This window comes from Aminobacter carboxidus (assembly GCF_014863355.1).
GTDB classification, from domain to species: domain Bacteria; phylum Pseudomonadota; class Alphaproteobacteria; order Rhizobiales; family Rhizobiaceae; genus Aminobacter; species Aminobacter carboxidus.
Genome location: NZ_JACZEP010000005.1, coordinates 58,754 through 79,353, shown reverse-complemented (window position 1 = coordinate 79,353; position 20,600 = coordinate 58,754). Strand labels below are relative to the sequence as shown.

The 20,600-nt window shown below is 59.5% G+C and carries 22 protein-coding genes; 17 read left to right on the top strand and 5 right to left on the bottom strand.

Annotated features, from left to right (window positions below; all coding sequences use genetic code 11):
* Window positions 1-2: 2 nt before the first annotated feature.
* Window positions 3-2,027 carry a CocE/NonD family hydrolase gene (locus IHE39_RS16945; protein ID WP_192567277.1) on the bottom strand — a complete coding sequence of 675 codons (2,025 nt, stop codon included), beginning with the start codon at window positions 2,025-2,027 and terminating at the stop codon, window positions 3-5.
* Between the two features lie 52 nt (window positions 2,028-2,079).
* On the opposite strand from IHE39_RS16945, the gene betI reads away from it, so the two are divergent.
* Window positions 2,080-2,694 (top strand): transcriptional regulator BetI, encoded by a 615-nt coding sequence (gene betI, locus IHE39_RS16940; protein WP_192567276.1) that lies wholly within the window; start codon window positions 2,080-2,082, stop codon window positions 2,692-2,694.
* Window positions 2,695-2,808: 114 nt separating this feature from the next.
* On the opposite strand, the gene IHE39_RS16935 is transcribed toward betI, so the two are convergent.
* Complete coding sequence (locus IHE39_RS16935; protein ID WP_192567275.1) at window positions 2,809-2,946, bottom strand: hypothetical protein; 138 nt, start codon at window positions 2,944-2,946, stop codon at window positions 2,809-2,811.
* A 417-nt stretch (window positions 2,947-3,363) separates the two neighbouring features.
* On the opposite strand from IHE39_RS16935, the gene IHE39_RS16930 reads away from it, so the two are divergent.
* From IHE39_RS16930 to IHE39_RS16875, 12 genes are all read left to right on the top strand, one after another.
* Window positions 3,364-4,392 (top strand): YeiH family protein, encoded by a 1,029-nt coding sequence (locus IHE39_RS16930; RefSeq protein WP_192567274.1) that lies wholly within the window; start codon window positions 3,364-3,366, stop codon window positions 4,390-4,392.
* A gap of 80 nt (window positions 4,393-4,472) precedes the next feature.
* The gene (locus IHE39_RS16925) at window positions 4,473-5,393 is read left to right on the top strand and encodes a LysR substrate-binding domain-containing protein (RefSeq protein WP_192567273.1); all 921 of its coding nucleotides are present in this window, start codon (window positions 4,473-4,475) and stop codon (window positions 5,391-5,393) included.
* Between the two features lie 211 nt (window positions 5,394-5,604).
* Window positions 5,605-7,155 (top strand): acyl CoA:acetate/3-ketoacid CoA transferase, encoded by a 1,551-nt coding sequence (locus tag IHE39_RS16920; protein WP_192567272.1) that lies wholly within the window; start codon window positions 5,605-5,607, stop codon window positions 7,153-7,155.
* Window positions 7,152-7,958 carry an SDR family NAD(P)-dependent oxidoreductase gene (locus IHE39_RS16915; RefSeq protein WP_192567271.1) on the top strand — a complete coding sequence of 269 codons (807 nt, stop codon included), beginning with the start codon at window positions 7,152-7,154 and terminating at the stop codon, window positions 7,956-7,958. The genes IHE39_RS16920 and IHE39_RS16915 overlap by 4 nt, the downstream gene beginning before the upstream one ends.
* On the top strand, window positions 7,955-8,806 hold the full coding sequence (locus IHE39_RS16910; protein WP_192567270.1) for a MaoC/PaaZ C-terminal domain-containing protein: 852 nt from the start codon (window positions 7,955-7,957) through the stop codon (window positions 8,804-8,806). Before IHE39_RS16915 ends, IHE39_RS16910 begins: the two co-directional genes overlap by 4 nt.
* Before the next feature lie 89 nt (window positions 8,807-8,895).
* A complete protein-coding gene (locus IHE39_RS16905) occupies window positions 8,896-10,416 on the top strand; it encodes an HAL/PAL/TAL family ammonia-lyase (protein WP_192567508.1) in 1,521 nt (506 codons plus the stop codon).
* Between the two features lie 115 nt (window positions 10,417-10,531).
* Window positions 10,532-11,419 (top strand): glycine betaine ABC transporter substrate-binding protein, encoded by an 888-nt coding sequence (locus IHE39_RS16900; protein ID WP_192567269.1) that lies wholly within the window; start codon window positions 10,532-10,534, stop codon window positions 11,417-11,419.
* A gap of 198 nt (window positions 11,420-11,617) precedes the next feature.
* On the top strand, window positions 11,618-12,622 hold the full coding sequence (locus IHE39_RS16895) for an ornithine cyclodeaminase family protein (protein WP_192567268.1): 1,005 nt from the start codon (window positions 11,618-11,620) through the stop codon (window positions 12,620-12,622).
* Complete coding sequence (locus IHE39_RS16890; RefSeq protein WP_343070096.1) at window positions 12,594-13,445, top strand: phosphate/phosphite/phosphonate ABC transporter substrate-binding protein; 852 nt, start codon at window positions 12,594-12,596, stop codon at window positions 13,443-13,445. Before IHE39_RS16895 ends, IHE39_RS16890 begins: the two co-directional genes overlap by 29 nt.
* A gap of 61 nt (window positions 13,446-13,506) precedes the next feature.
* Window positions 13,507-14,136, top strand: a complete 630-nt coding sequence (locus tag IHE39_RS16885; protein WP_192567507.1) for an ABC transporter permease — start codon at window positions 13,507-13,509, stop codon at window positions 14,134-14,136.
* Window positions 14,136-14,771 (top strand): ABC transporter permease, encoded by a 636-nt coding sequence (locus IHE39_RS16880; protein WP_192567266.1) that lies wholly within the window; start codon window positions 14,136-14,138, stop codon window positions 14,769-14,771. The genes IHE39_RS16885 and IHE39_RS16880 overlap by 1 nt, the downstream gene beginning before the upstream one ends.
* 21 nt (window positions 14,772-14,792) lie before the next feature.
* Window positions 14,793-15,734, top strand: coding sequence for an ABC transporter ATP-binding protein (locus IHE39_RS16875; RefSeq protein ID WP_192567265.1), 942 nt, complete (start codon window positions 14,793-14,795; stop codon window positions 15,732-15,734).
* A gap of 119 nt (window positions 15,735-15,853) precedes the next feature.
* Here IHE39_RS16875 and IHE39_RS16870 read toward each other — a convergent pair whose 3' ends face one another.
* On the bottom strand, window positions 15,854-17,074 hold the full coding sequence (locus IHE39_RS16870; protein ID WP_192567264.1) for a LysR family transcriptional regulator: 1,221 nt from the start codon (window positions 17,072-17,074) through the stop codon (window positions 15,854-15,856).
* Between the two features lie 447 nt (window positions 17,075-17,521).
* On the opposite strand from IHE39_RS16870, the gene IHE39_RS30950 reads away from it, so the two are divergent.
* From IHE39_RS30950 to IHE39_RS16855, 4 genes are all read left to right on the top strand, one after another.
* Window positions 17,522-17,656, top strand: a complete 135-nt coding sequence (locus IHE39_RS30950) for a hypothetical protein (RefSeq protein WP_281399373.1) — start codon at window positions 17,522-17,524, stop codon at window positions 17,654-17,656.
* A 34-nt stretch (window positions 17,657-17,690) separates the two neighbouring features.
* On the top strand, window positions 17,691-17,912 hold the full coding sequence (locus tag IHE39_RS16865; RefSeq protein WP_192567263.1) for a hypothetical protein: 222 nt from the start codon (window positions 17,691-17,693) through the stop codon (window positions 17,910-17,912).
* Between the two features lie 141 nt (window positions 17,913-18,053).
* Window positions 18,054-18,284 (top strand): hypothetical protein, encoded by a 231-nt coding sequence (locus IHE39_RS16860; protein WP_184773656.1) that lies wholly within the window; start codon window positions 18,054-18,056, stop codon window positions 18,282-18,284.
* Window positions 18,281-18,577, top strand: coding sequence for a hypothetical protein (locus IHE39_RS16855; RefSeq protein ID WP_192567262.1), 297 nt, complete (start codon window positions 18,281-18,283; stop codon window positions 18,575-18,577). The genes IHE39_RS16860 and IHE39_RS16855 overlap by 4 nt, the downstream gene beginning before the upstream one ends.
* Before the next feature lie 194 nt (window positions 18,578-18,771).
* On the opposite strand, the gene IHE39_RS16850 is transcribed toward IHE39_RS16855, so the two are convergent.
* Both IHE39_RS16850 and IHE39_RS16845 read right to left on the bottom strand, forming a co-directional pair.
* The gene (locus IHE39_RS16850) at window positions 18,772-19,044 is read right to left on the bottom strand and encodes a hypothetical protein (RefSeq protein WP_192567261.1); all 273 of its coding nucleotides are present in this window, start codon (window positions 19,042-19,044) and stop codon (window positions 18,772-18,774) included.
* Window positions 19,045-19,189: 145 nt separating this feature from the next.
* On the bottom strand, window positions 19,190-20,278 hold the full coding sequence (locus tag IHE39_RS16845) for a sensor histidine kinase (protein WP_192567260.1): 1,089 nt from the start codon (window positions 20,276-20,278) through the stop codon (window positions 19,190-19,192).
* Window positions 20,279-20,600 lie beyond the last annotated feature (322 nt).

Below are 20,600 nucleotides of genomic sequence, written 5' to 3'. Positions count from 1 at the left end.
GGCTACATGCAATCGCGTGGAATGACCTCGTCGTAAGTCCGCTCGGCGAAGACCGTTCCCCGTTCGTAAGCCTTGACCCAGCCGCGGGCGTAGAAATTGTCGCGGTCGCAGCTGATGGTTATTCCGCAATCGAGCCGTGCGTTCCAATCGGGCCTGATCAATTCCTCATGGCAGGTCACTTGCGTCACACAGCTCGCCGGGTCGTTGTCGGTGATCCCATAGACCTTGCGGCGCCAAGAGGTGATCTCTGTGCCGGTTTCCTCGAAGACGAAGCGGCCATCGTCGGACAGTGCCGTCAGTTCGGTGCGTCCGGTCGGCAGATCGGTCGTCAGCGAGCGCAGCTGGCGCGCCGGCTCCTTGATCGTCACCGGACCAGGGTGCGCCCACAGCGCATCCTCGAAAGCGACGGGTGCCAGGCCGTCTTCGCTGGCCAAGACCGACAGATCGAGCCGGCAGCCCTTCGGGTCGAGTGTCAGCATCGTGTGCTCCGGCGACGGCCAGGCCATCGGCCAGTAGGACGATGAAATCGCCACCCGCAGCCTGTGCCCCTTCGGCACGATCTGTGCCACCGGCTTGAAGTCCAGCTCGACATCCTCGAACTGGCCCGGCGTCAAGGGCGTGGGAAACTCGTGGCTCTCGCGGTGCGTGAGATTTAGCAACGCAAAGGTGATAAAGGCGGAGGTGCCATCAGGCGCCACATCGTTCAGCCTGACGCAGATTTGCGCCTGCGGCTTATCGGCGGCGACGCGCAGCCTGATTTTCGCTATGCCGGCAAGCGGTAGGTCAGCATCCATCACCAAGCTGTCGAAGCACAGCGAGCCGCCATCATCGGCCCGCTGGTCGCGCGCGCCCTCGGACGAGATTCGGCCCTGGCCATAGGGGCACCATTCCTGCCCTTGCACGCCGGTGGTGAGCGGCGAGGAAATGGTCGGCCTCGCCCCACCGGCATCCTGCGTTTCGCTGAGCTTGCCGTCGCCGTTCAACCACCAGGTCTTGTCGCCGATCTGCTTTGCCGGCCATTGCGGAAAACCCAGCCAGCGGCCTGGCCTGAAATCGATATGCGAATGCGGCGTGGCATAGTCCATCAGGTAGAGGCGCATGTCCGGCTCGCGGTCGGCGCCGTTGTCGATGCCCTTCAGCCAGTGATCGTACCAGCGGACGCATTCTTGCAGGTAACCGACTGCAGGGCCGGGTACGCCATAGTTCGGTTCCTTGTGGCCCCACGGGCCGCAAAGGCCTTTGGCCAACCCCTTGAGGTTCTCGACCAGGCTGAAGATGGTCTGCGTATAGCCATCAAGGTAGCCTCCGACCGCCAGCACGGCGCACTCGATGGCGGAAAAATCCTCGCACACCGAACCCTGCTTCCAGAACGCGTCGCGACGCTGATGCTTCAGCCATTCAGCGGCATGGCTCTTGTGGTTGTCGAGCCGGTCCTTCCACATCTGCCGCCAGCGATCCTCGCCGACGATGGCCGGGTCCGGCGGCAGCGCCGAATAGCTAAACAGCGCCCCGCCCCAGCCGAAATTATCGTTGAGCAGCAGACCACCATTATAGTGCGCGTCGCAAGCGTAACGATCGTCGGTCGAGCAGGACGTGACGATCGCCTTCAATTGCGGCGGACGGCGCGCTGCGACCTGCAAGCCGGAAAACCCGCCCCAACTATTGCCGATCATGCCGGCCACGCCGGTGCACCAGGGCTGCGCGCAAAGATGGTCAAGAATCTCCAGCGCGTCGTCCTGCTCGCGCTTGACATATTCGTCGTCGAGCAGGCCTTCGGAATCGCCGGTGCCGGCAATGTCGACGCGGGCGCAGGCATAGCCGTGGCCGGCGAAGAAAAGATGCATCTCCTCATCGCCCGTGCGCGTGCCGTCGCGACGGCGATACGGTATGTATTCGAGGATCAGCGGGACGGGATTGTCTTCGGCGTCTTCTGGCAGGAACAGGCGTGCGGCCAGCTGGCGGCCGTCGGCAAGCGGAATCCATTGGGTTTCGACAGTTCTGACCCTGGAAATAATGACGCTGGGCATACGAACTCCGGCTTTGATTGAATGATGATTTAATATATTGAATGGCTAATCAATGCACGAACTGAAAGGCAATGCAATGGCGAAACGATCAATCAAGGCGATGCGCCGGGAAGAATTGATGGACGCCGCGGTCGCTGTCATCGGGGACGAAGGTATGTCCGCCGCCACCATGGCAGCCATCGCTCGGCGCGCTGGAATGTCGGCCGGGCTGGTCAATCACTATTTCGACAGCAAGGAAGAGCTGATGGCCCTGGCCATGCGTAATCTGTCGAACCTGTTTCGTCAGGATATTCTCAAGCTGGCGCCGGCAAATCCGACGCCGGTGCAGCGGCTGCGGGCGATCGTCGACGGCTCGTTCGCGCCGCAGCACTTGGGCGCGCCCAAGCGCGCGGCGGCGTGGATGCAGTTCATGATCGCTTCCCAGACCGAGCCGCGCATCAAGCATCTCTATCAGCTGACGGGCGCGCGTTTCGTTTCTAACATCCGCTACGCCGTCAAACAGTTGGTTCCCGCGAGTCAGGTCGACGATACCGTCAACGGCATCGTAGCCTTGATAGACGGCTTCTTCTGGCAGATCGCCCGCGACTATGAGGAAGGGGATTTGGAATCTGCCCGAAGAATCTGTTGGCGTTACGTCTGCTTGTTGATCCCCGCTATCAAACCATAGGACGCGCCTAGACGGAGCGCGGCGCCAGCCTGCCTTGGGGGCTGAGCAGCCCCTGGTACACGCTGATGCGCCCGTGGGTTTCCTCGACTTGGGGCTCGTTTTTGTGCCGCCGTGTCAGTCCTGGTTGAACGGCTGGTCGTAGTCTGCGACAGCGACCGTGCCGATGAGTGGGAAGGCTACTACGTCCATATCGAGTGGAGCGAGCAGTTCCGCGCGGACACCAGATGGCTCGGCACCTGCAATCACTGTCAACCGGGCCTATCTTGGCTTGCAATTCGTCCTTGACCGGCGCGCCTCGGCCTATTTGCCCCACAGCATCGCGCTCCTTGGATTGAGACTGGAAAAGCTCAAGGTTATTGCCGGCGCGCCTGAGTTCCTTCGCCCGTATATCTAATCTGCCCGACAAGCCATGCGGCTCGCTACCTACATCAGGCAATCGCAGGTCTGCGCGGGATTGCGACTAGCCACCGTCGGATAACAGATACGGAATTAGGAGCGCCTCACAACCCTGCTAGGAAGTAGACTTAGGCAATAGTCCCAATCGCCATAAATGCGTGGCAGTAGCCCATCGTTCGGGAACGACGATTAGAATGATCTTCCATTCCAATTGGAATTTGAGGAAAAATCTTTCTATGGGTTCAGCATTCAACTCCGACTCGGAATGCAAACTTGAGCCACCCATCGATAGTTCTTGCTCCGCGGAAAGCCAGTGGAGTCGCCAGCTACGTTCCAGGCCTGGTACTCGTTGCGGTGATTACCGCCTCCGCATATGGATTGCGTCACCTGCCCTTTTTCTCGGCCCTGAGCCCGATGATCTCTGCGATTTTCGTGGGAATGCTGTTTGCAAACACCGTGGGCTTTTCAACGGAAGCGAATGCTGGCGTAGGAATGGCGGGCAAGAGGCTGCTGCGCCTGGCAGTCGCCCTGCTTGGCCTGCAACTGACCTTCGGACAACTGGCCAGCATCGGTGTCACGGGTTTGGCCTTTGCGGCCACGACCCTGGCATTGACCTTCTTCTTCACTGTCTGGATGGGCAGGATCCTTGGAATTGACCGCAAGCTCACACTGCTACTTGCCGCGGGGACATCGGTTTGCGGGGCATCCGCCATCGCGGGTGCCAATGCGGTCGCAAAAGCCGATGACGAGGACGTGGCTTATGCGGTGGCATGCATTACCCTGTTCGGCACCATTGCGATGTTCCTCTACCCTTTCCTCCAAGTCGTTCTCGGGCTGGACCCGCATAACTATGGATTGTGGATCGGCCTTTCCGTGCATGAGGTTGCACAGGTGGTGGGCGCAGGCTTTCAAGGCGGCGAAATCGCGGGCCAAACTGCGGTCGTAGCCAAACTGGCACGAGTTATGATGCTGGCCCCGCTGGTGGTCGGCATTGCAGTGCTGGCTGCAAGTCCTGCCGACGACCCGTCTCGCCGACGCACAGGCATGCAGGTGTTCCCGACATTCATTGTTGGGTTCCTGCTGCTGACGATGCTCAACAGTTCCGGACTAGTGCCCGAACAGGTCCGCGCGCCCATCTTGTCCTTCACCCCGGTCCTTCTAACTGCGGCGATGGGCGCGTTGGGGCTGGGAACGAACTTTTCGAAGCTCAGACAGAGGGGCTTTCGGCCACTTTTTCTTTCTGGTCTTGCAACGTTGTTTATTGCAGCTGTCGGACTAGGCCTCGTTTCGCTGATGAGCTAAGGCGAGGCAACACGCCAGTCAGCGGCAAGCCTGACAGGCGCTGGCCAACTGAGCCAGCACAATCCAAAAGGCGCGCCACTGTGACGCTCGAGCAGCTTCGAATATTCTTGGCGGTTGCTGAACGGGAGCATGTGACGCGCGCCGCAGAAGCCCTGAACCTGACACAATCGACCGTGAGTGGCGCGATCCATGCGCTCGAGACGCGACACGACGTGAAATTATTCCACCGGGTCGGCCGCCGGATAGAACTGACCGAAGCTGGCAAAGCACTGGCCGAAGAGGCCAAAGCCATCTTGGCCAGAGTTCGGGTCGCCGAGACCGCGATGGCGGACTTGGGCGGCATCAGACGCGGCACACTATCAGTCTTCGCGAGCCAGACCATCGCGAGCTACTGGCTGCCACGCCTGCTTGTGCACTTCCACTGCCGCTATCCGCAGGTCGACCTGAAAATCGAGGTTGGCAACACTGCACAGTGCACGAAGGCTGTTATGGTTGGTGCTGCAGACATTGGCTTCATCGAAGGAACCATCGACGAACCTTCTGTCTCTGTCGAACTTGTAGCCACCGATCGGCTCGTTATCGTAGTCGGCAGCAATCATCCCTGGGCAAGTCGTCCGCCCGCCCTCATCCACGAGCTTCATCAAACTGAATGGGTATTGCGCGAACCTGGTTCAGGCACGCGATCGAGTTTCGAGGATGCATTGCGTACCCACGGACTCGACCCCAACCATCTACGGGTGGCAATTGAACTCCCGTCCAACGAAGCCATCTGTGCAGCGGTCGAAGCTGGACAGTTTGCCACGGCCCTATCCGAAACTGTGGTGCAGGCAGCTGTAAGCACTGGAAAGCTCATCACCTTACCACTCGCCCTACCTTCACGTGGGTTCAGCCTCATACGCCATCGCGAAAGGCACCGCACGCGAGCGAGCGAGACATTTCGCGAATTGGTTGTCGGTGAGTGCAAAGACCGCTCCAATGGGCCCGTCCACTTGGCGTCATAGGGCATGAGCAACGGCGCGGGACGCCGAACTTAAGTCTCTGAGCGAGATAGCTATTTCATCTCTGATGATGCGCAAGTTTTTGGCATCGTAGACCGTTTTTGCGCATTTGGGATATCCCAAAACATGTACACCGTGACGTTAGGTCATAGGGACTTTGCAAAGGTCGCAACCTGTGTTTGTCTATACAAAATAAGAAACCCCAGAGGAACTCATGCTAATCATTTCTGCCCGCGAAGCAGCTGAAAAGCTGCGCGATGGGATGACTGTTGCTGTCTCCGGTTTCGGAGGATGCTGCCATCCTGAGGCGATAACAGCCGCTGTCGAAGACAGGTTCCTCGCCGAGTCCGCCCCTCGCGCCCTGACCCTGCTTTTTGCGGCCAGCACGGGCGACCGCAAAACTCGAGGCATGGGACACTTCGGCTACGAAGGGCTGGTCAAGCGCGTGATAGCCGGCGGCTGGCGCGGCACGCCGCGGCTCGGCAATCTCGCTCTCGAAGAGAAGATCGAAGCCCATTGTTGGCCCCAGGGGGTCATCGCCCAGTTGTACCGGGCGATCGCAGCCGGCCAGCCCGGTGTCATCACGCATATAGGCCTTGGTTCTTTTATGGACCCGGTCAATGGCGGTGGCCGGATGAATGCCTCGACACCTGAGGCGATGGTCGAGCGCGTGTCCTTGCGCGGCCGGGACTGGCTGCTTTATCCGTCCATGCCGCTCGACTGCGTGCTGTTACGCGGTACTACAGCCGACGAGGACGGGAACATAACGCTCGAGGACGAGGCCTTCCCTCTCGATGTCCTGGCGATGGCACAAGCAGGGCGCAATTCCGGTGGTGTCGTCATCGTTCAGGTCAAGCAGGTCGCCCGGCGAGGTTCGCTAGCGCCCAGCGACGTGCGAATTCCGGGCACCCTGGTCGACTATGTGGTCGTTTGCGAGGACGCAGCCCAACACGGGATCAGCTTTGGTGAGACCGACAACCCCTCGTATACGGGCAAGTTACGCCCCGCCGTCTCCAGCCTCGAGCCCCTGCCTCTCTCCGTAGATAAGGTCATTCAACGCCGCGCCTTCCAGGAACTTCTTCACCTTGACCAGCCGGTCATCAATCTGGGCATAGGAATCCCTGCCGGGATTGGACGCATTGCCAGCGAAGAAGACCACGGCGGCTATACGGTCACGATCGAATCCGGCGTCATCGGCGGCGTTCCCGCCGAGGAACTTTCCTTTGGTGCCGCGATCAATCCTTCATCTGTTATCCCCCAGGCATCCCAATTCGATTTTTACGATGGCGGCGGCATCGACATAGCCTTCCTTGGGATGGCCGAGGTGGACGTTCGAGGCGCTGTCAACGTCAGCCGCTTCGGCAAGTCAATCGTAGGAGTCGGCGGCTTCACTAACATTTCGCAGACTGCCGGCAGGATTGTGTATGTCGGCTCGTTCTCGACAGGTGGTGCAGAAATCGAAATACGCGACGGCCGGCTCGCTATAGGCGCCGACGGACGGACATGTAAGATCGTCGATCAGGTCGCTCAGGTCAGTTCCGACCCTGCCAATGCGCCTGCGGGGCAAGAGCAGACAGTCGTCACAGAACGGGCGGTCTTCAGGGTGCTGGACGGTCGGCTGACCCTTACCGAAGTGGCACCCGGCATCGACATACGCAAGCATGTCACCGAGCGGCTGCCGCAAGGCGTGGCGGTTTCCGATCATCTCCTGACGATGGATGCCCGCCTTTATGCGCCGGGCGCAATGAAAGATTTCGTCGCATGAACATTCGCGAGTCAGTGATCATCGTCACGGGCTCCGCCACGGGCGTCGGCGCGGCTTGCGTGCGCCAGTTTGCCGAGCGGGGCGCGCGCGTTGCGGTCAACTACAACCGGAGCAAGGCCGAGGCCGACGACACCGCCGATGCCTGCCGGACGATGGGCGCCGAGGTCATCGTTGTTCAGGGCGACGTCTCCGACGACGGCGCCTGCCGGGGGATGGTTAGCGCAGTCGTCGATCGCTGGGGTCGCCTCGACGCGCTGGTCAACAACGCCGCCATGACCGTGAAGTCGAACCCCTTCGATCTGGAAAGCCTGTCCGCCAGCGATTTTCAAGACGTTTTTGCCGTCAACGTGATCGGAGCCTACCAGATGTGCCGGGCAGCGATCCCAACGATGCGCGCCAGCGGCGGAGGCGCCATTGTCAACGTCTCTTCCAACGTTGCTTTCACTGGTGGCGGTAGCTCGCTCGCCTATACCGCGTCAAAGGGTGCGCTCAATGCGCTGACCATGGCGTTGGCTCGCACCTGCGGGCCGGATATCCGGGTCAACGCCGTCTGTCCTGGCGTGATTGACACGCGATGGATGCGCCAAACGCTCGGAACCGACGCCTACTCAGCGCTCGCGAAGCGCTATTCCGAGACAGCACCATTGGGGCGGGTAGCCACGCCCGAAGACGTCGCTGGTGCAGTGGTTTGGCTGATCGAGGGCGCTGCTTTCGTCACAGGCGAACTGCTTTCGGTCGATGGCGGCGTACGCCTGGCTGGCGGAGTGCGTATGCAAGCGCCTGGCACGGGAGACGGCTCGTGAGCATCCCTGCCGCCTCGATCCTGGATTTTGCCATTCCCAAAACCCGCCAGACCGTTTCGGCCAAGGATGCCATCCTCTACGCAATGTCGGTTGGGTATGGAACCCAGCCACTGGACACAGCGCACTTGCGCTATGTTTACGAAGCTGACCTGCTGACAGCCCCTACGCTCGCCAATGTGGTGGCGCATGCGGGCCCGTGGATGAAACAGGTTGGTGTCGACTGGAGCCAAGTGGTCCACGCAGAGCACCGCCTCACCGTGCATCGCCCGATGCCTCTCGACGCCTCCATGGTTTCGTCTGCGCGCAGCCTGTCGGTCATCGACCGGGGCGTTGGCAAAGGCATGTTCGCAGCGTTCGAGCGTGTGGTGTCCCTCGCGGGTACCGACGAGCCCGTGGCAACGATCGTACAGACCAACGCTTGCCGGGGTGATGGCGGCTGTGGCTCCGCCGGCAGGCCGCCCGAACCGCTACCGCCTGTGCCCAACAAACAACCCGACGCGTCGCACCAGCTGCGCATCGCCGAGGATGCGGCGCTCCTATATCGGCTCAATGGCGATCAAAACCCCCTCCACGTTGATCCGTCGGCTGCCAAAAGTGGTGGCTTTACGCGACCCATCCTGCACGGTCTGTGCACCTTTGGGCATGCCGGGTACGTGATCTCGCGGATGACGGCAGGGTCGGAACTCGCCGCGCTCGGCATGATTGCCGCCCGGTTCACCGCGCCAGCTTTCCCAGGAGATACACTGCAGTTCCAGATGTGGCGCACCGGACTGGACATCCGCTTCCGCTGCGTCGCGCCGTCGCGTGGCACCACTATTCTCGACAACGGTGTAGCGAGGCTCGCTTGACCAAACAATTCCCTTATCCGGCTGAAAAGCATCGCCTCGAAGCTACAATCCACCATGACGGACAACGGCAGCGTCCGTCGGAAAGTAATATGAGCATGACTGACGCGCCCGCGACTGTGGTGTTGAAGACCCCTCCTGCGACGATCAACGACATCGTTGCAATAGCGCGTGAGAACGCGCGCATCGAAATCTCCCCCGAAGTCGAGCAGCGCATCGCTGCCGCGCGAGCCGTCGTTGATCGCTATGCAGAGCTGAACCTGCCTGCCTATGGATTGACAACCGGGCTCGGTGCCGGAGTGGACACTCGCCTGGCAGCCGATGACCTGGTGACCTTCCAGATAAGGGTGCCGCAGGCACGCGCCGTCGGGGTTGGAGCGGATCTGCCGCGAGAAATGGTCAGAGCGATGATGGCAGTCAGACTGGCTGGAATGGCGGCCGGAGGGGCGGGCGTTTCGCCCGGTATCGTCACATCATTGGTTGCCGCGCTGAACGCCGGATTTCATCCTGTGGTTCCATCGCTCGGCTCGATCGGCGCCGCCGATCTTGCGCCACTCGCACACATGGCGCGCGCCCTTCTCGGCTATGGCGAGGCTGAGTTTGGTGGCGAGGTGATGCCGGCGTTGGACGCGCTGAACAGGGCAGGATTGGAGCCGATAGACCTGGGTCCGAAGGACGGCCACGCCCTCGTTGTCGCAAACAGCCTTTCGGTCTCGCAGGCTTGCCTACTGGTCCACGATATCGATCGACTTTTCGACTGGTCCCTTCTTGCCGTAGCATTGAACTTTGAAGCCTTCCGCGCCAACACGACCGCGTTTGACGACCGCGCGCTTGCTGCCCGACCCGCTTTCGGCCAGCGGGCCGTTGCGGAGCGCCTGCGCGAAGTCCTTGCGGGGAGCTCACTACTGGAAGAAGGCGCGGCGCGGCGCCTGCAGGATCCGTTGAGCTATCGTTGCGCGCCACAGGTATGGGGAGCGCTGTCGCATGCAATCGCTGAGGCCAGAGAAGCGACCTTGATTGAACTTGAGAGCTCGGGAGACAACCCCGTAGTTCTGGCATCGGAAGGCCTCATTCTATCGCATGCCAATTTCGACCTGACGGCTTTTGTGCTGGCTTGGGAGCGGCTGGGTCAAGCGCTGGCGCATTGTGCCGCGGCAACGGCGTACCGGACGATGAAGATCATGTCGCCGGGCATGTCCGACCTGCCGCGCTTCCTCACTTCGATGAGCCAGAACCGTGCGGGGTTCGCCACCGTCCAAAAGACCGTTTCCGCCCTCGAGGCAGAAATCCGCCATCTTGCCAATCCGGTCTCGCTTACCCCTATTCCCGTCGCCGATGGAGTTGAGGATCAGGCTTCGATGGCGCCTCGCGTTCTCGCGAAGACACGGGAGATCGTGGAGAGGCTCCGCTACCTGGTGGCCATCGAACTCACTGCTTCTGCGCAAGCGGCAGATCTCAGAGGCGTCAGCGACCAGCTCGGGGCGGGATCGGGTGCCGCCTATCGCTTCGTGCGCGACCTTGTCGAGCCACTGGGAGAAGATCGGGCCCAAGGGCCGGATTTCATGCGCCTTGCGGACGCGATCACGAATTCGTCCGCAGTTGGGAGCCGCTGACCCATCCACCACCGAACTAAGCAAAGGTACCAACAAGTCCGCCTCGAAGGGGGACGGCACAGACATCAAGCCGCAAGAAAATCAGACGACCACTTGAAAACAGAGGGAACCGACAATGAAAAAGTGGACTACCAAGGCTATCGCCGCAACTCTCATCACGGCAGCAGCAACGCTCCATACAGCTGCCGCAGAACCCATCAAGATCGGCAGTAAGAATTTCACCGAGCAATTTATCCTGGCGGAAATGTACGCCGCCGTTCTGGAGGACGCTGGCTTCCAGGTGGAACGCAAGATCAATCTCGGCGGCACCTTGATCGCCCATCAAGCTTTGACGACGGGTCAGATTGATCTCTACCCGGAATACACCGGGACCGCACTGTCGGCCGTTGTCAAGGGCGACGTTTCTACTGACGCTCAGAAGGTCTATGATCAGGTCAAAGACTTCTATGCCAAGGAGTTCAAGCTCAACTGGCTGAAGCCCACAGGCATCAACAACGGCTACGTCATTGTCGTACGCGCGGAGACCGCGCAGGAGAACAATCTCAAGAGCCTTTCCGACCTTGCCAAAGTATCTGGCACCATGGTGTTCGGCGGCGGGCCAGAATTCCCCGAGCGCAAGGATGGCCTGCCCGGTCTGAAGAAGGTCTACGGCGCGGAATTCAAGGAATTCAAGCAGTTCGCCAAGCTCGGGCTTCGTTACGATGCTCTCCAGCAAAAAGACATCGATACAGCGAACGGCGCTGCCACCGATTGGCAGATCGAGTCACAAAACCTGGTGGCATTGGAGGACGACAAGGGGTTGTTCCCGCCCTACTACGTCGCGCCTGTCGTGCGTCAGCAGACGCTCGATGCCAATCCAAAAATCTCCGACCTGCTCGAAACTGTCGGCACCCATCTTGATAACGCCACCATGCGCACCCTCAACGCCCGCGTTGAGAACGACCGTGAAGAAGCTCGCGATGTCGCCATTTCCTTCTTGAAGGAAAAAGGCCTGCTCGACTGAGGCCCAGTTCAAGCCGGCCGGAACAATCACCCGGCCGGCAATGGCACGTGCCGCACAAACGGTCGAAAGCCGGCGATATCAGCGCCGGGCCGGTTGGCCGTCGACGGCAGGACGAGCGGCCGTCCTGCGCCTGGCCCCACCAGGACGGAATGATGCTCAAAGTTCCACTCAAGTTGAAATGTGAAGAAGACAAAAAAAATGCAGGAAATCTGGATCGACTACATCAACGCCCTCGACACCAAGGCGCTGGAACTGACCAATGATGAAATCCTTGACGCGGTGTCCGAAGCGCTGGCTGCCCAGGGGCGTGGTGAAACGGTGATTGAACCCCGAGTTCATCTTGTTCCGGAAAGTTCCGACAAGGGACATTTCAACGTACTCAGGGGCTACGTAAAGCCGCTCGACTTCGCCGGGGTGAAGATAGTCGGTGATTTTGTCGAAAACTACAAGGTCGGCCTGCCCTCGGAGCTGGCAGTATTGAACCTGTTTGACCCACGTACGGGCGTGCCCAAGGCCATCATTGATGCTACAGCCATCACCGATATGCGTACCGGTGCGATCACGGCTCTCGGCGCAAAGCATCTTGCGCGCAAGAACAGTAAGATTCTGGGCCACATCGGAGCCCGCGGCACGTCCTACTGGAACATCCGCCTGCTCGACCATCTATTTGATTTCGAAGAGATTCGCGTCCACTCACGCCGCCCCGAAAGCCGCGAGGGCTTTGCTGCGCGCCTATCCAAGGATCTCGGCAAGAAGATCATAGTGACAGACAACTGGGAGGACTGCCTGAAGGGCGCCGACATCATGGTAGAGGCCAGCCGGCTGCCCGAGCCCGCTCCGCTATTTAAGACAAGCTGGGTGAAGAAGGGGGCATTCGTGGTTCCCTACGGGACGATGAGCGCGCTGGAACTCGATCTCACCGACATCATGGACAAAGTCGTTGTCGACGATTGGGGGCAGTGCCAGCCTGGACGCCCCTTCGGCGCGCTCCGCCGCCATGTCGACGAAGGCAAGGTCACTTTGGAGTCACTACACGCCGAGATGGGTCAGATCGTTTGTGGCATCAAGCCAGGTCGCGAGAGCGACGACGAGACGATCTTGTTTTGGCATCGCGGGCTCAGCAGCACGGATGTCGCACTTGGTGCTGCGATCGTTGCAAAGGCACGGCGCATGAATGTCGGCCAGAAGCTTCGTTTTGCCTGATCCGATCATGAGCGTCACCAAATTCATCGCCTGTTCGCGAATGTACAATGTCTCGGCAGGCGCGCGCGCGCGGTGGGACGATCTGTTCGCATGGCTGAGCGGTCAAGCGGGGGTAGCACTCGACATTATCGCCTACGCCTCGCCCGCGCCTCTGCCCGAACTCTGGAAACGGCCCGATATGGGGGTCGTTTTCATGTGCGGTTATCCCTTATCGCGCTGGTGCGATGCAGGACGCCCAACGATTCTGGCTGCGCCAGTGGCGGCAGCGTCGTGGGCTGGCGGCCGACCCTATTATGCGAGCCATATAGTGGTCGCTGCCGATGGCCCGATAAAGTCCGCTTCGGATCTGACGGCTGCGATCTGGGGATGGACAGTACGGGATTCCCAATCCGGATACCACGCGCCGCGCCGCCACCTCGACGAACTTCTAGCCGGGAACGCGCCCGAACAAAGCCCGGTCGGCCCACTTCTCAACCCCACGGGGGTCTTGGAGGCACTGCGCAGTGGACGCATCGATGTTGGCGCGATCGACGCCTACGCATACGAGTTGCTGGCCTTACACGAGCCGGATGCGGTGGCAGGATTGCAAATCCTGGCTACGACGAAGCCGACACCTTGTCCGCCACTCGTCACGTCTCCCTATGCCCCAGCAGAAATGGTTAGCGCGCTGCGACAGGCTTTGTTGCGAACCCATGAGAGCCAGGATGGGCGCGCGTTGCTGCACCAACTCGGTCTGGTACGGTTCGCACTTCCCGATTTGGCCGATTACAGGATTCTTGCCGAACGTGCAGATGCTGTCGATCAGAGGCTTGCGGTGTGGTGAAGCCACAGGGAATTGACTGGGATCTATCCACGCGGCACCGGAATAAGTAGGAGCAATGTTTTTGACTTGGGTTCCGAAGAACATCCCCCGGCTCGTTGAAGCGATGGTGGAACATTTATATTTGGTCTTCTCCTCGGTGGGAATCGCTTTGATAATCTCGCTTGCCGTCGGGATTTGGGCGGCAAGGCGTCCAAGGACTTTCACCACCATCATTCTTGTGACCAGCATTCTTTTCGCTATCCCCAGCCTCGCTCTGTTCGCCCTGCTCATACCCGTGATGGGCATAGGGCCGGCGCCGGCAATCCTCGGGCTTGCCGCCTATTCGTTGATGATCCTAGTCCGCAACATCGGGATCGGGTTCCAGTCAATCCCGCACGAAATTCTCGAAGCGGCGCACGGCATGGGTTACGGGACCATTCGTAGAATCTGGGAAGTCGAGTTGCCGCTTGCGATGCCCTACATCGTTGGTGGAGTCCGTATCGCTGTAGTGACTGTCATCGGTATCGCGACAGTTGCCGCCTACATCAACGCCGGCGGACTCGGCGTCATCATATTCCAGGGCATCGATCAGCGCTTCCCCGAAAAGATCATAGCTGGCGGGCTCCTGACCTCGGCACTAGCGCTATCCGCCGATTTTCTCCTGACCTCACTGGAAAAGTCGCTGCAGCGGCGCAATGGGAGGCAAGCCTGATGATCGTCGTCGAAGCTTTTCAGTGGATGGCAGCCAATCTCGGCAGCTTCACTGGCGCATTCAATCGGCACATGGTGATGAGCCTTGTTTCGCTTTGCATCGGGCTTGCAATCGCCCTTCCCACGGGCATTGCCGTTGCGAGGTCGCCTCGTGCGGCATTTGTCACAATCAATATTGCGGGTGCCGCACGCTCCATTCCGAGCCTCGCGATCCTTGCAGCCGCAATGCCCATCTTGGGCATTGGTCTGCTGCCATCAGTAATTGCGCTTGTCGTTTTGGCCATCCCGCCCTTGCTGCTCAATACGATCATCGGCATTCGCGAAGTAGATCCGGCCATTCTCGACGCCGCCGATGGAATGGGAATGGGCCGGACCGAGATTCTCTTGCAGATCGAGTTGCCGCTGGCTGTCCCTTCGATCCTCTCCGGCGTCCGCACGGCCGCCATCCAGGTGATCGGCGGAGCCGCACTGGCATCGTTCATCGGTGGAGGCGGCCTAGGCGACTTCATCAATGCTGGCATAGCCATCATGGACATGCCTCGGCTCCTTGTAGGGGCTATTCCGATCGCGTTCCTCGCGATCTTTGCGGAACTGGCCTTCGGCTGGCTCGAACGCAGTGTTTCATACCGACGCTGAAGCGGGAAACGGATTACTGAGATGATACGCCTCGAACATGTCACCAAGAACTTCGCCGGCAGCAATCACCCGGCGGTAGATGACCTCGACCTTCACATCGAAGCGGGGACGACTGTCGCCATGATCGGCCCTTCAGGTTGCGGCAAAACGACTACCATGCGGATGATCAACTGCCTGGAAACGCCAACCAGCGGGCGAGTTCTCGTCAGCGGCAACAATGTTGCCGATACCGATCCCAAGCAACTGCGTCGGACCATCGGCTACGTCATCCAGCAGGTTGGTCTGTTCCCGCATATGACGATAGCCCGCAACATTGCCACGGTGCCGCGCCTGCTGGGCTGGGATAAGGCGCGCACCGACCGCCGGGTCGATGAGCTTCTTGAACTCGTCAGCCTCGACCCGTCGGTAATGCGCGACCGCTTGCCACACGAATTGTCGGGAGGCCAGCGGCAGCGTGTCGGCTTCGCGCGAGCCCTGGCCGCCGATCCGGCCATCATGCTGATGGACGAGCCTTTTGGCGCGATCGATCCCATTACTCGCGTCCGCCTCCAGGATGAGTTCCGGCAGATCCTCAAGAAGGTCAGCAAGACCGTCGTCATCGTCACCCACGACATCGATGAGGCGATCAAGATGGGCGACCGGGTGGCCATAATGCGCGACGGTCAGTTGCTGCAGTACGATAGTCCGGAGGCAATCCTTGCCAATCCCGCCAACGAGTTCGTTAAGAACTTCCTTGGGCCAGACAGGACGATAAAGCGGCTCAGCCTCATCAATGTCGCCAGTGTTATGACAGCACCCCGGGCGGCAGCCAAAGGCACGTCCATCGCGCCGGATGCGAGCCTGCATGTCGCGCTTGCACGCATTCTCGATGACAATCTTCAAGGCATGGACGTCATGGCACCAGACGGCACGGCTATCGGCTATCTCGACAGGGATGCAGTCCTCGCCTGCCACACGCGTTGACGAGCGTCCAAAGGATTCTCTTTTTGGTGTGCAATCGCGAGCCGGGCTTGCCGGGCGCGCGATTGCCAGCCAATTGGCGCGGCCTGGTAGGTAGGTTCAGCCATTCCGGCTAACGGATGCTATTTCGCGTGCTGTGCGTAACCCAGCCCCTTTAATACGTGCAGCACCGCCAGAGCGGTCTGGCGGCTGCCGTCGTTTCTCCCACAAACCAGCCAGTATGGCAGGTTGTACTCAGAAGGGAGCGAGATTTGAGAAAGATCTCCTCCGATGCTGGTAACGGATTCCGAAGGCAGCACTGAAACGGCCCCGTGGCGGAGGACCAGGTTGAGGATGACGGGCATCGAATCCACTTCAATCACCCTCAACGTCCTCAACTCGTCCTCAGTGAGGATTTCGGCCAGTAGACGATTGATGATTTGGCGTAGCCCACTCTTTGGACTAGGAAGCGCCACGAGCGAATTCAGGGCGATCTTGGCCAAGTCGTCCGGGCCATGCAAGAACCCCATAGCGCTCGACTGACCGACGAGCGACAGCGGTGAGTTGGCTACGAGGAAGCCATCGAAATCCGTTGGGACACTAACGCTATTCAAGAACACGGCGTCATACGTGCCGCTCTTCAGACCTGCAATGAGACCTTCAGTTGTCGTGCTCGCAACCAGAAGCGGTTGGCGAGGTTTGTTGTCGACCCACGTTGAAACAAGCGAGGCAAGTAGGGTGGCGACAAAACTGTCATGCCCCATAGGGATGATCGAACCAAGTCTAATGGTTGCAGCACTTCGGCGCGACCGCCCAGCAGCTTCGTGCGCAAGTTCATTCCAAATGGCTTCGATTGCTCGGGTCGACCTAACTAGCCGCTTACCCGCTTCCGTCATTTTTGCTCCGTCCACGTGGCGATTGAGCAAGCGGCAGCCGAGCGTAGTCTCTACATGTGCAATCTGACGAGCAAGTTGGGGCTGACCGAGCCCCAACTGCTTCGCCGCCCGACGGATGCTTCCCGCTTCCGACACGTGCACAAAGCGAGACAGCGCGCTGAGGCTCAATGACAAATCGCTTCTGGTGCGGTTTCCAATGGCCATGACATCTTGGATATGGTCGGCAAGTTGACTGATGGACGGCGAAAGCCTCTCGGCCTCAAGGGTCAGGACGATTCCTGTCCCCGCCTTATGAACCAAGGGCACGGATATCTGCGCTTCTAATCGGTCAATAGCGGCAGCAATGCTGGAGACTGGTTTCCCAAGCAGCCTCGCCGTTCCGCGAATGCTGCGTTGTCTAAGCACATTGTGGGCAATCAGCAGAGTAGACGTGTCCATTTTCGCCCGGTCCATTAGAACGTAACTCACTCCAGAGACTGCCGTATCCGGTGCGGTTATGTTGTCGTTTATGCGTCGTACTGCCGACTGAAGGCATCGAAAAAGGTCGATGATCCGCCCGAGACGCTTTTTGGAAGGTGGGAAGAACCCCAGGTCCGAAGAATCCGCCGACAAAGACCACCAAGTCGCCAAAACCGGCAAAGTCAGCGCTCAAACCACTCAAGACAAAACCGAAGGTTCAAAAAAAGACCTGACCAACAAGTGCCGGTGCTTGAGGAAGACGGCGAAGGGACGGGAGGCGCTTAAACGCAAAAAGGGCCCTGCCACCTTACGGCAGCAGGGCGATTGGGTGGTTTGTCAGCGGCACTGGTACACGGCCGCTTGAACCATATTTGCGCGGCAGCGTTAACGACTGGCAAATCCAACGCCGCTCTGGAGATAACCCTCTGGTGCGAGCGGGGAAGACGGCGACCGCTAATGAACCCCTTGCTGTTCTCTATTGCCGCCATGGCGATTGGGGCCTTCGCAATCTGGCATCGCTCCTCTATCGGCTTGGCCGTTGCGGCCGGCGTCAATGCGGCAGCTATCTGGCTGATGTGGCCGAACCTCTAAAACAGTCCTGAGCGGAAAGCATGGGAGAAATCAGATGGACGACGATCAGATCACCAAACGCCTCGCGGCGATTCATCGCCGACTGGATGCGATAGCTAAGGAAGAGGCGCAGCCCAAGCTGATAGGCGGCGATGCGATGCGCCGCGTGTATGATACCCAAAGAGACCTCCTAATCGCTGAGACAGAAGACCTGCTCGATCGATGGGAGAGGCTGCGTGATGCCAACCGGCCTAATGCCAACATCCAAGACACATGAAAGCGCTCGCACGCCGCCTTAGCCCGTGAACCTTGTCGCCGACTGTGCTCAGCTGTATCTCTGCTCGATGATGGTTGCCGACGCTAGTCGAGGAGCTGATCGTGTGCATCCAATGGTAGTTAGATTTCAGAAAGGCGTGAGATGTCCGATGATCCCCGTGTTGAAGCCCTAGCTGCCAGCGAACTGGTGTCGTCCTCGTTGCTTGCCTCCCTGGTCGGGATGCTTGGAGCCAAAGGCATTCTCTCAGACCCGGAGGTTCGCGAGATCTACGAGCAAGCCCTGTACCTGCTTGAGCAGCACCACGCTGCCGAGCCGGCTCTTGGCGCGATCTATGAGGCTGCGAAAGGGATACTCGAAATGGAGATGCGGTGACCTGTGACGTCTCCGAACTGATCCGCGCCGCAAACGAGATCTCAAAATTGTCCCCTTCCGAAACTGACCGACTGTTTCAGCGCGCCGCGGCGACCATTGGAGATTATCGAGAGCAGATCGCCTATTCGGAGAGAAATATTAACGATCTGAGTCAGGGCGACATTGTCTTCGAACTGACCATAATGGCGGCGTATCGATTTGTTCCCACCAGAGAAGATGTCGCCATGATTTTGGAAGTCGTCAAGGTCATGGAAGGCGTGCAAGGCGCTGCTCGACAAGAAACGGAAACTTGAGGACGAATGACTGCCGAACCTGACATCGTTCAGTAAATGATCGCGCCAGGCACTCGAATGTTACTAGCCAAAAGGGCTGCAGCATCATTTCAGACAAGCGGCGCAGTATGGCGATGCCAACATTATCTGCTCGGGCCAGGTGGCGCGACTTGAGGACCTGATGGGCCGCACGGCCTAGCCGAGTCCAGCCGGCATCAGCGACCAGTCTTGCCCGGGCTAGAAGGAATTCCGCGACAACCTGCCATGGAACGAGGAGGACACGCTGTAACCATTGCTTGCCTTTGTTGGGGATCGACATCTATCAGCTGTTTCACGGGTGCCGTGAACGGCGAAAGTCGGTTCAAGCTCTCCGATGAAGTACCGTCAAAGCTGACTAAATCAATACGAGACTCGGTTCTGATCGATGGATTACGCGCAAGCGGCAGGACAATAAACCAAAGCGCCACCCAGACGCCGATGCGTTCCATCTCGCGTCTCCGCCGCATGGCGCGACGGAGCACCCCCTCGTGCAGTTTGGAAGTAAAGCGTAGGATTGTCCAATTCAGATCAGGATGTACTGGGTTGTCGGAGCGCTGTTTGCATGACTTGGCGACACCAGCACTGCCGGTGGCGTCAGTTCGCTGTGGAAGCAGCCGACCGTTTGAAAACGATGGTTACCCTGGTTCCCTCCGTGGCACTTGAGTTGACGTCGAATTCCGCCTTGGCGTTCTCGGTCAGCGAGTGCGCAATCAGCGCCCCCAGCTTCCCATGCTTGGGCCAGGTCTCCCCTTCGGGCAGCCCGATCCCGTCGTCCGCAACGATGATCCTGCAACCATCGCCGTTTACGATGCTGTGCAGGGTTATTGTGCCACCGTCACGCCCGCGGAAGGCATGTTTGAGCGCATTGGTCAGCAGCTCGTTTACCACCAACCCTGTCGGCATGGCGACGTTTATTGAAACCGGATAGGTATCCACCTTCATGTCAAGGCGAATACCCTCGACCGCATGCGAGGTCATCACCGCTGACGCGATCTGGCTGAGATAAACGCCGAGATCGACCTCATCCTTTTGCTCGTCAGCGGACAGTGTCTGGTAGAGGATGGCGAGGGCGTCGACGCGGCCGGCGAGCCTCTCGAAGCGCTTCTGGTCCGGCTCGGTGGTATTTCGGGTTTCCAGACGGATCAGCGCGGTGATCATCTGCAGATTGTTCTTCACACGGTGCTGCAACTCTCGCAGCAGCATGTCCTTTTCGCGCACGCGCTCCTCGACCGAGCGCGAATCCTCGGTCTCGCCATGAGCCGATACGTCGACAAGCGCCACCAGCCGAAAGCAGGTCTTGCCGTTGTCGTCCGCGATAAGATTGGAGTAGACGTCGACAAGCGCCTGCCTATCTTCGTTTCGCGCCAGCCGGAAGGTGCCCACGAACTCGGTTTCCTCGATCACGGCCTCCGCCAGTGGCCGGTCGTTTTGCCGGTGGAGGCCAACGCCGGAAAGTCCGGACCAGTTTTGTCGGGTAAGGCTGGCCGCCGTCAGGCCTGAGAGTTTTTCAAATTCCGGATTGGCATAGACAACGCGCTCCTTCACCGTCAGGTCCGAGACCGCCAGGGCAATCGGCACCTGGTCGAGGAATTTCTTGAATTGGTCGCTTTCCAGCGCACTTGCAAGGTCAGGTGTATCGAGCAGTTGCTCGACAGCCTCGGCTTTATCTGTATCGGATGTCATCTGCGGGGCCCGTGCTGGAATGGCGACATCAGTACCAGCGATACGTTATTACCGCTATTGTCAAAGCAACAGGCGGTTAGGGCCCCGGTCAGGCGTAGGGCCGCACAAGCCTGACACGCGCAGCGGCTGTACCATGGTGAAATGCAGCCCTCGAGTTCGTAATCAGTTGGACTTTCACGACGCTTGGGCGGCTCTACCTCGTGCCTTACAGATATCTGTCGATCAAGATTGACGACCTACTGAGCGTTTAGCGCACGTCGTGCCTTGCCTCTGGGGCGCGCGACGGCGTGCCGAGCTTCGACGCGTTGGAGTGAAATGCCTC

What these genes read in the sequence shown, in the direction of transcription:
- IHE39_RS16945 (WP_192567277.1), bottom strand. Translation starts at nt 2,027, where the DNA reads ATGCCCAGCGTCATTATTTCCAGGGTCAGAACTGTCGAAACCCAATGG.
- betI (WP_192567276.1), top strand. Translation starts at nt 2,080, where the DNA reads ATGCACGAACTGAAAGGCAATGCAATGGCGAAACGATCAATCAAGGCG.
- IHE39_RS16920 (WP_192567272.1), top strand. Translation starts at nt 5,605, where the DNA reads ATGCTAATCATTTCTGCCCGCGAAGCAGCTGAAAAGCTGCGCGATGGG.
- IHE39_RS16915 (WP_192567271.1), top strand. Translation starts at nt 7,152, where the DNA reads ATGAACATTCGCGAGTCAGTGATCATCGTCACGGGCTCCGCCACGGGC.
- IHE39_RS16905 (WP_192567508.1), top strand. Translation starts at nt 8,896, where the DNA reads ATGAGCATGACTGACGCGCCCGCGACTGTGGTGTTGAAGACCCCTCCT.
- IHE39_RS16900 (WP_192567269.1), top strand. Translation starts at nt 10,532, where the DNA reads ATGAAAAAGTGGACTACCAAGGCTATCGCCGCAACTCTCATCACGGCA.
- IHE39_RS16895 (WP_192567268.1), top strand. Translation starts at nt 11,618, where the DNA reads ATGCAGGAAATCTGGATCGACTACATCAACGCCCTCGACACCAAGGCG.
- IHE39_RS16890 (WP_343070096.1), top strand. Translation starts at nt 12,594, where the DNA reads ATGTCGGCCAGAAGCTTCGTTTTGCCTGATCCGATCATGAGCGTCACC.
- IHE39_RS16880 (WP_192567266.1), top strand. Translation starts at nt 14,136, where the DNA reads ATGATCGTCGTCGAAGCTTTTCAGTGGATGGCAGCCAATCTCGGCAGC.
- IHE39_RS16875 (WP_192567265.1), top strand. Translation starts at nt 14,793, where the DNA reads ATGATACGCCTCGAACATGTCACCAAGAACTTCGCCGGCAGCAATCAC.
- IHE39_RS30950 (WP_281399373.1), top strand. Translation starts at nt 17,522, where the DNA reads ATGAACCCCTTGCTGTTCTCTATTGCCGCCATGGCGATTGGGGCCTTC.
- IHE39_RS16865 (WP_192567263.1), top strand. Translation starts at nt 17,691, where the DNA reads ATGGACGACGATCAGATCACCAAACGCCTCGCGGCGATTCATCGCCGA.
- IHE39_RS16860 (WP_184773656.1), top strand. Translation starts at nt 18,054, where the DNA reads ATGTCCGATGATCCCCGTGTTGAAGCCCTAGCTGCCAGCGAACTGGTG.
- IHE39_RS16850 (WP_192567261.1), bottom strand. Translation starts at nt 19,044, where the DNA reads ATGGAACGCATCGGCGTCTGGGTGGCGCTTTGGTTTATTGTCCTGCCG.
- IHE39_RS16845 (WP_192567260.1), bottom strand. Translation starts at nt 20,278, where the DNA reads ATGACATCCGATACAGATAAAGCCGAGGCTGTCGAGCAACTGCTCGAT.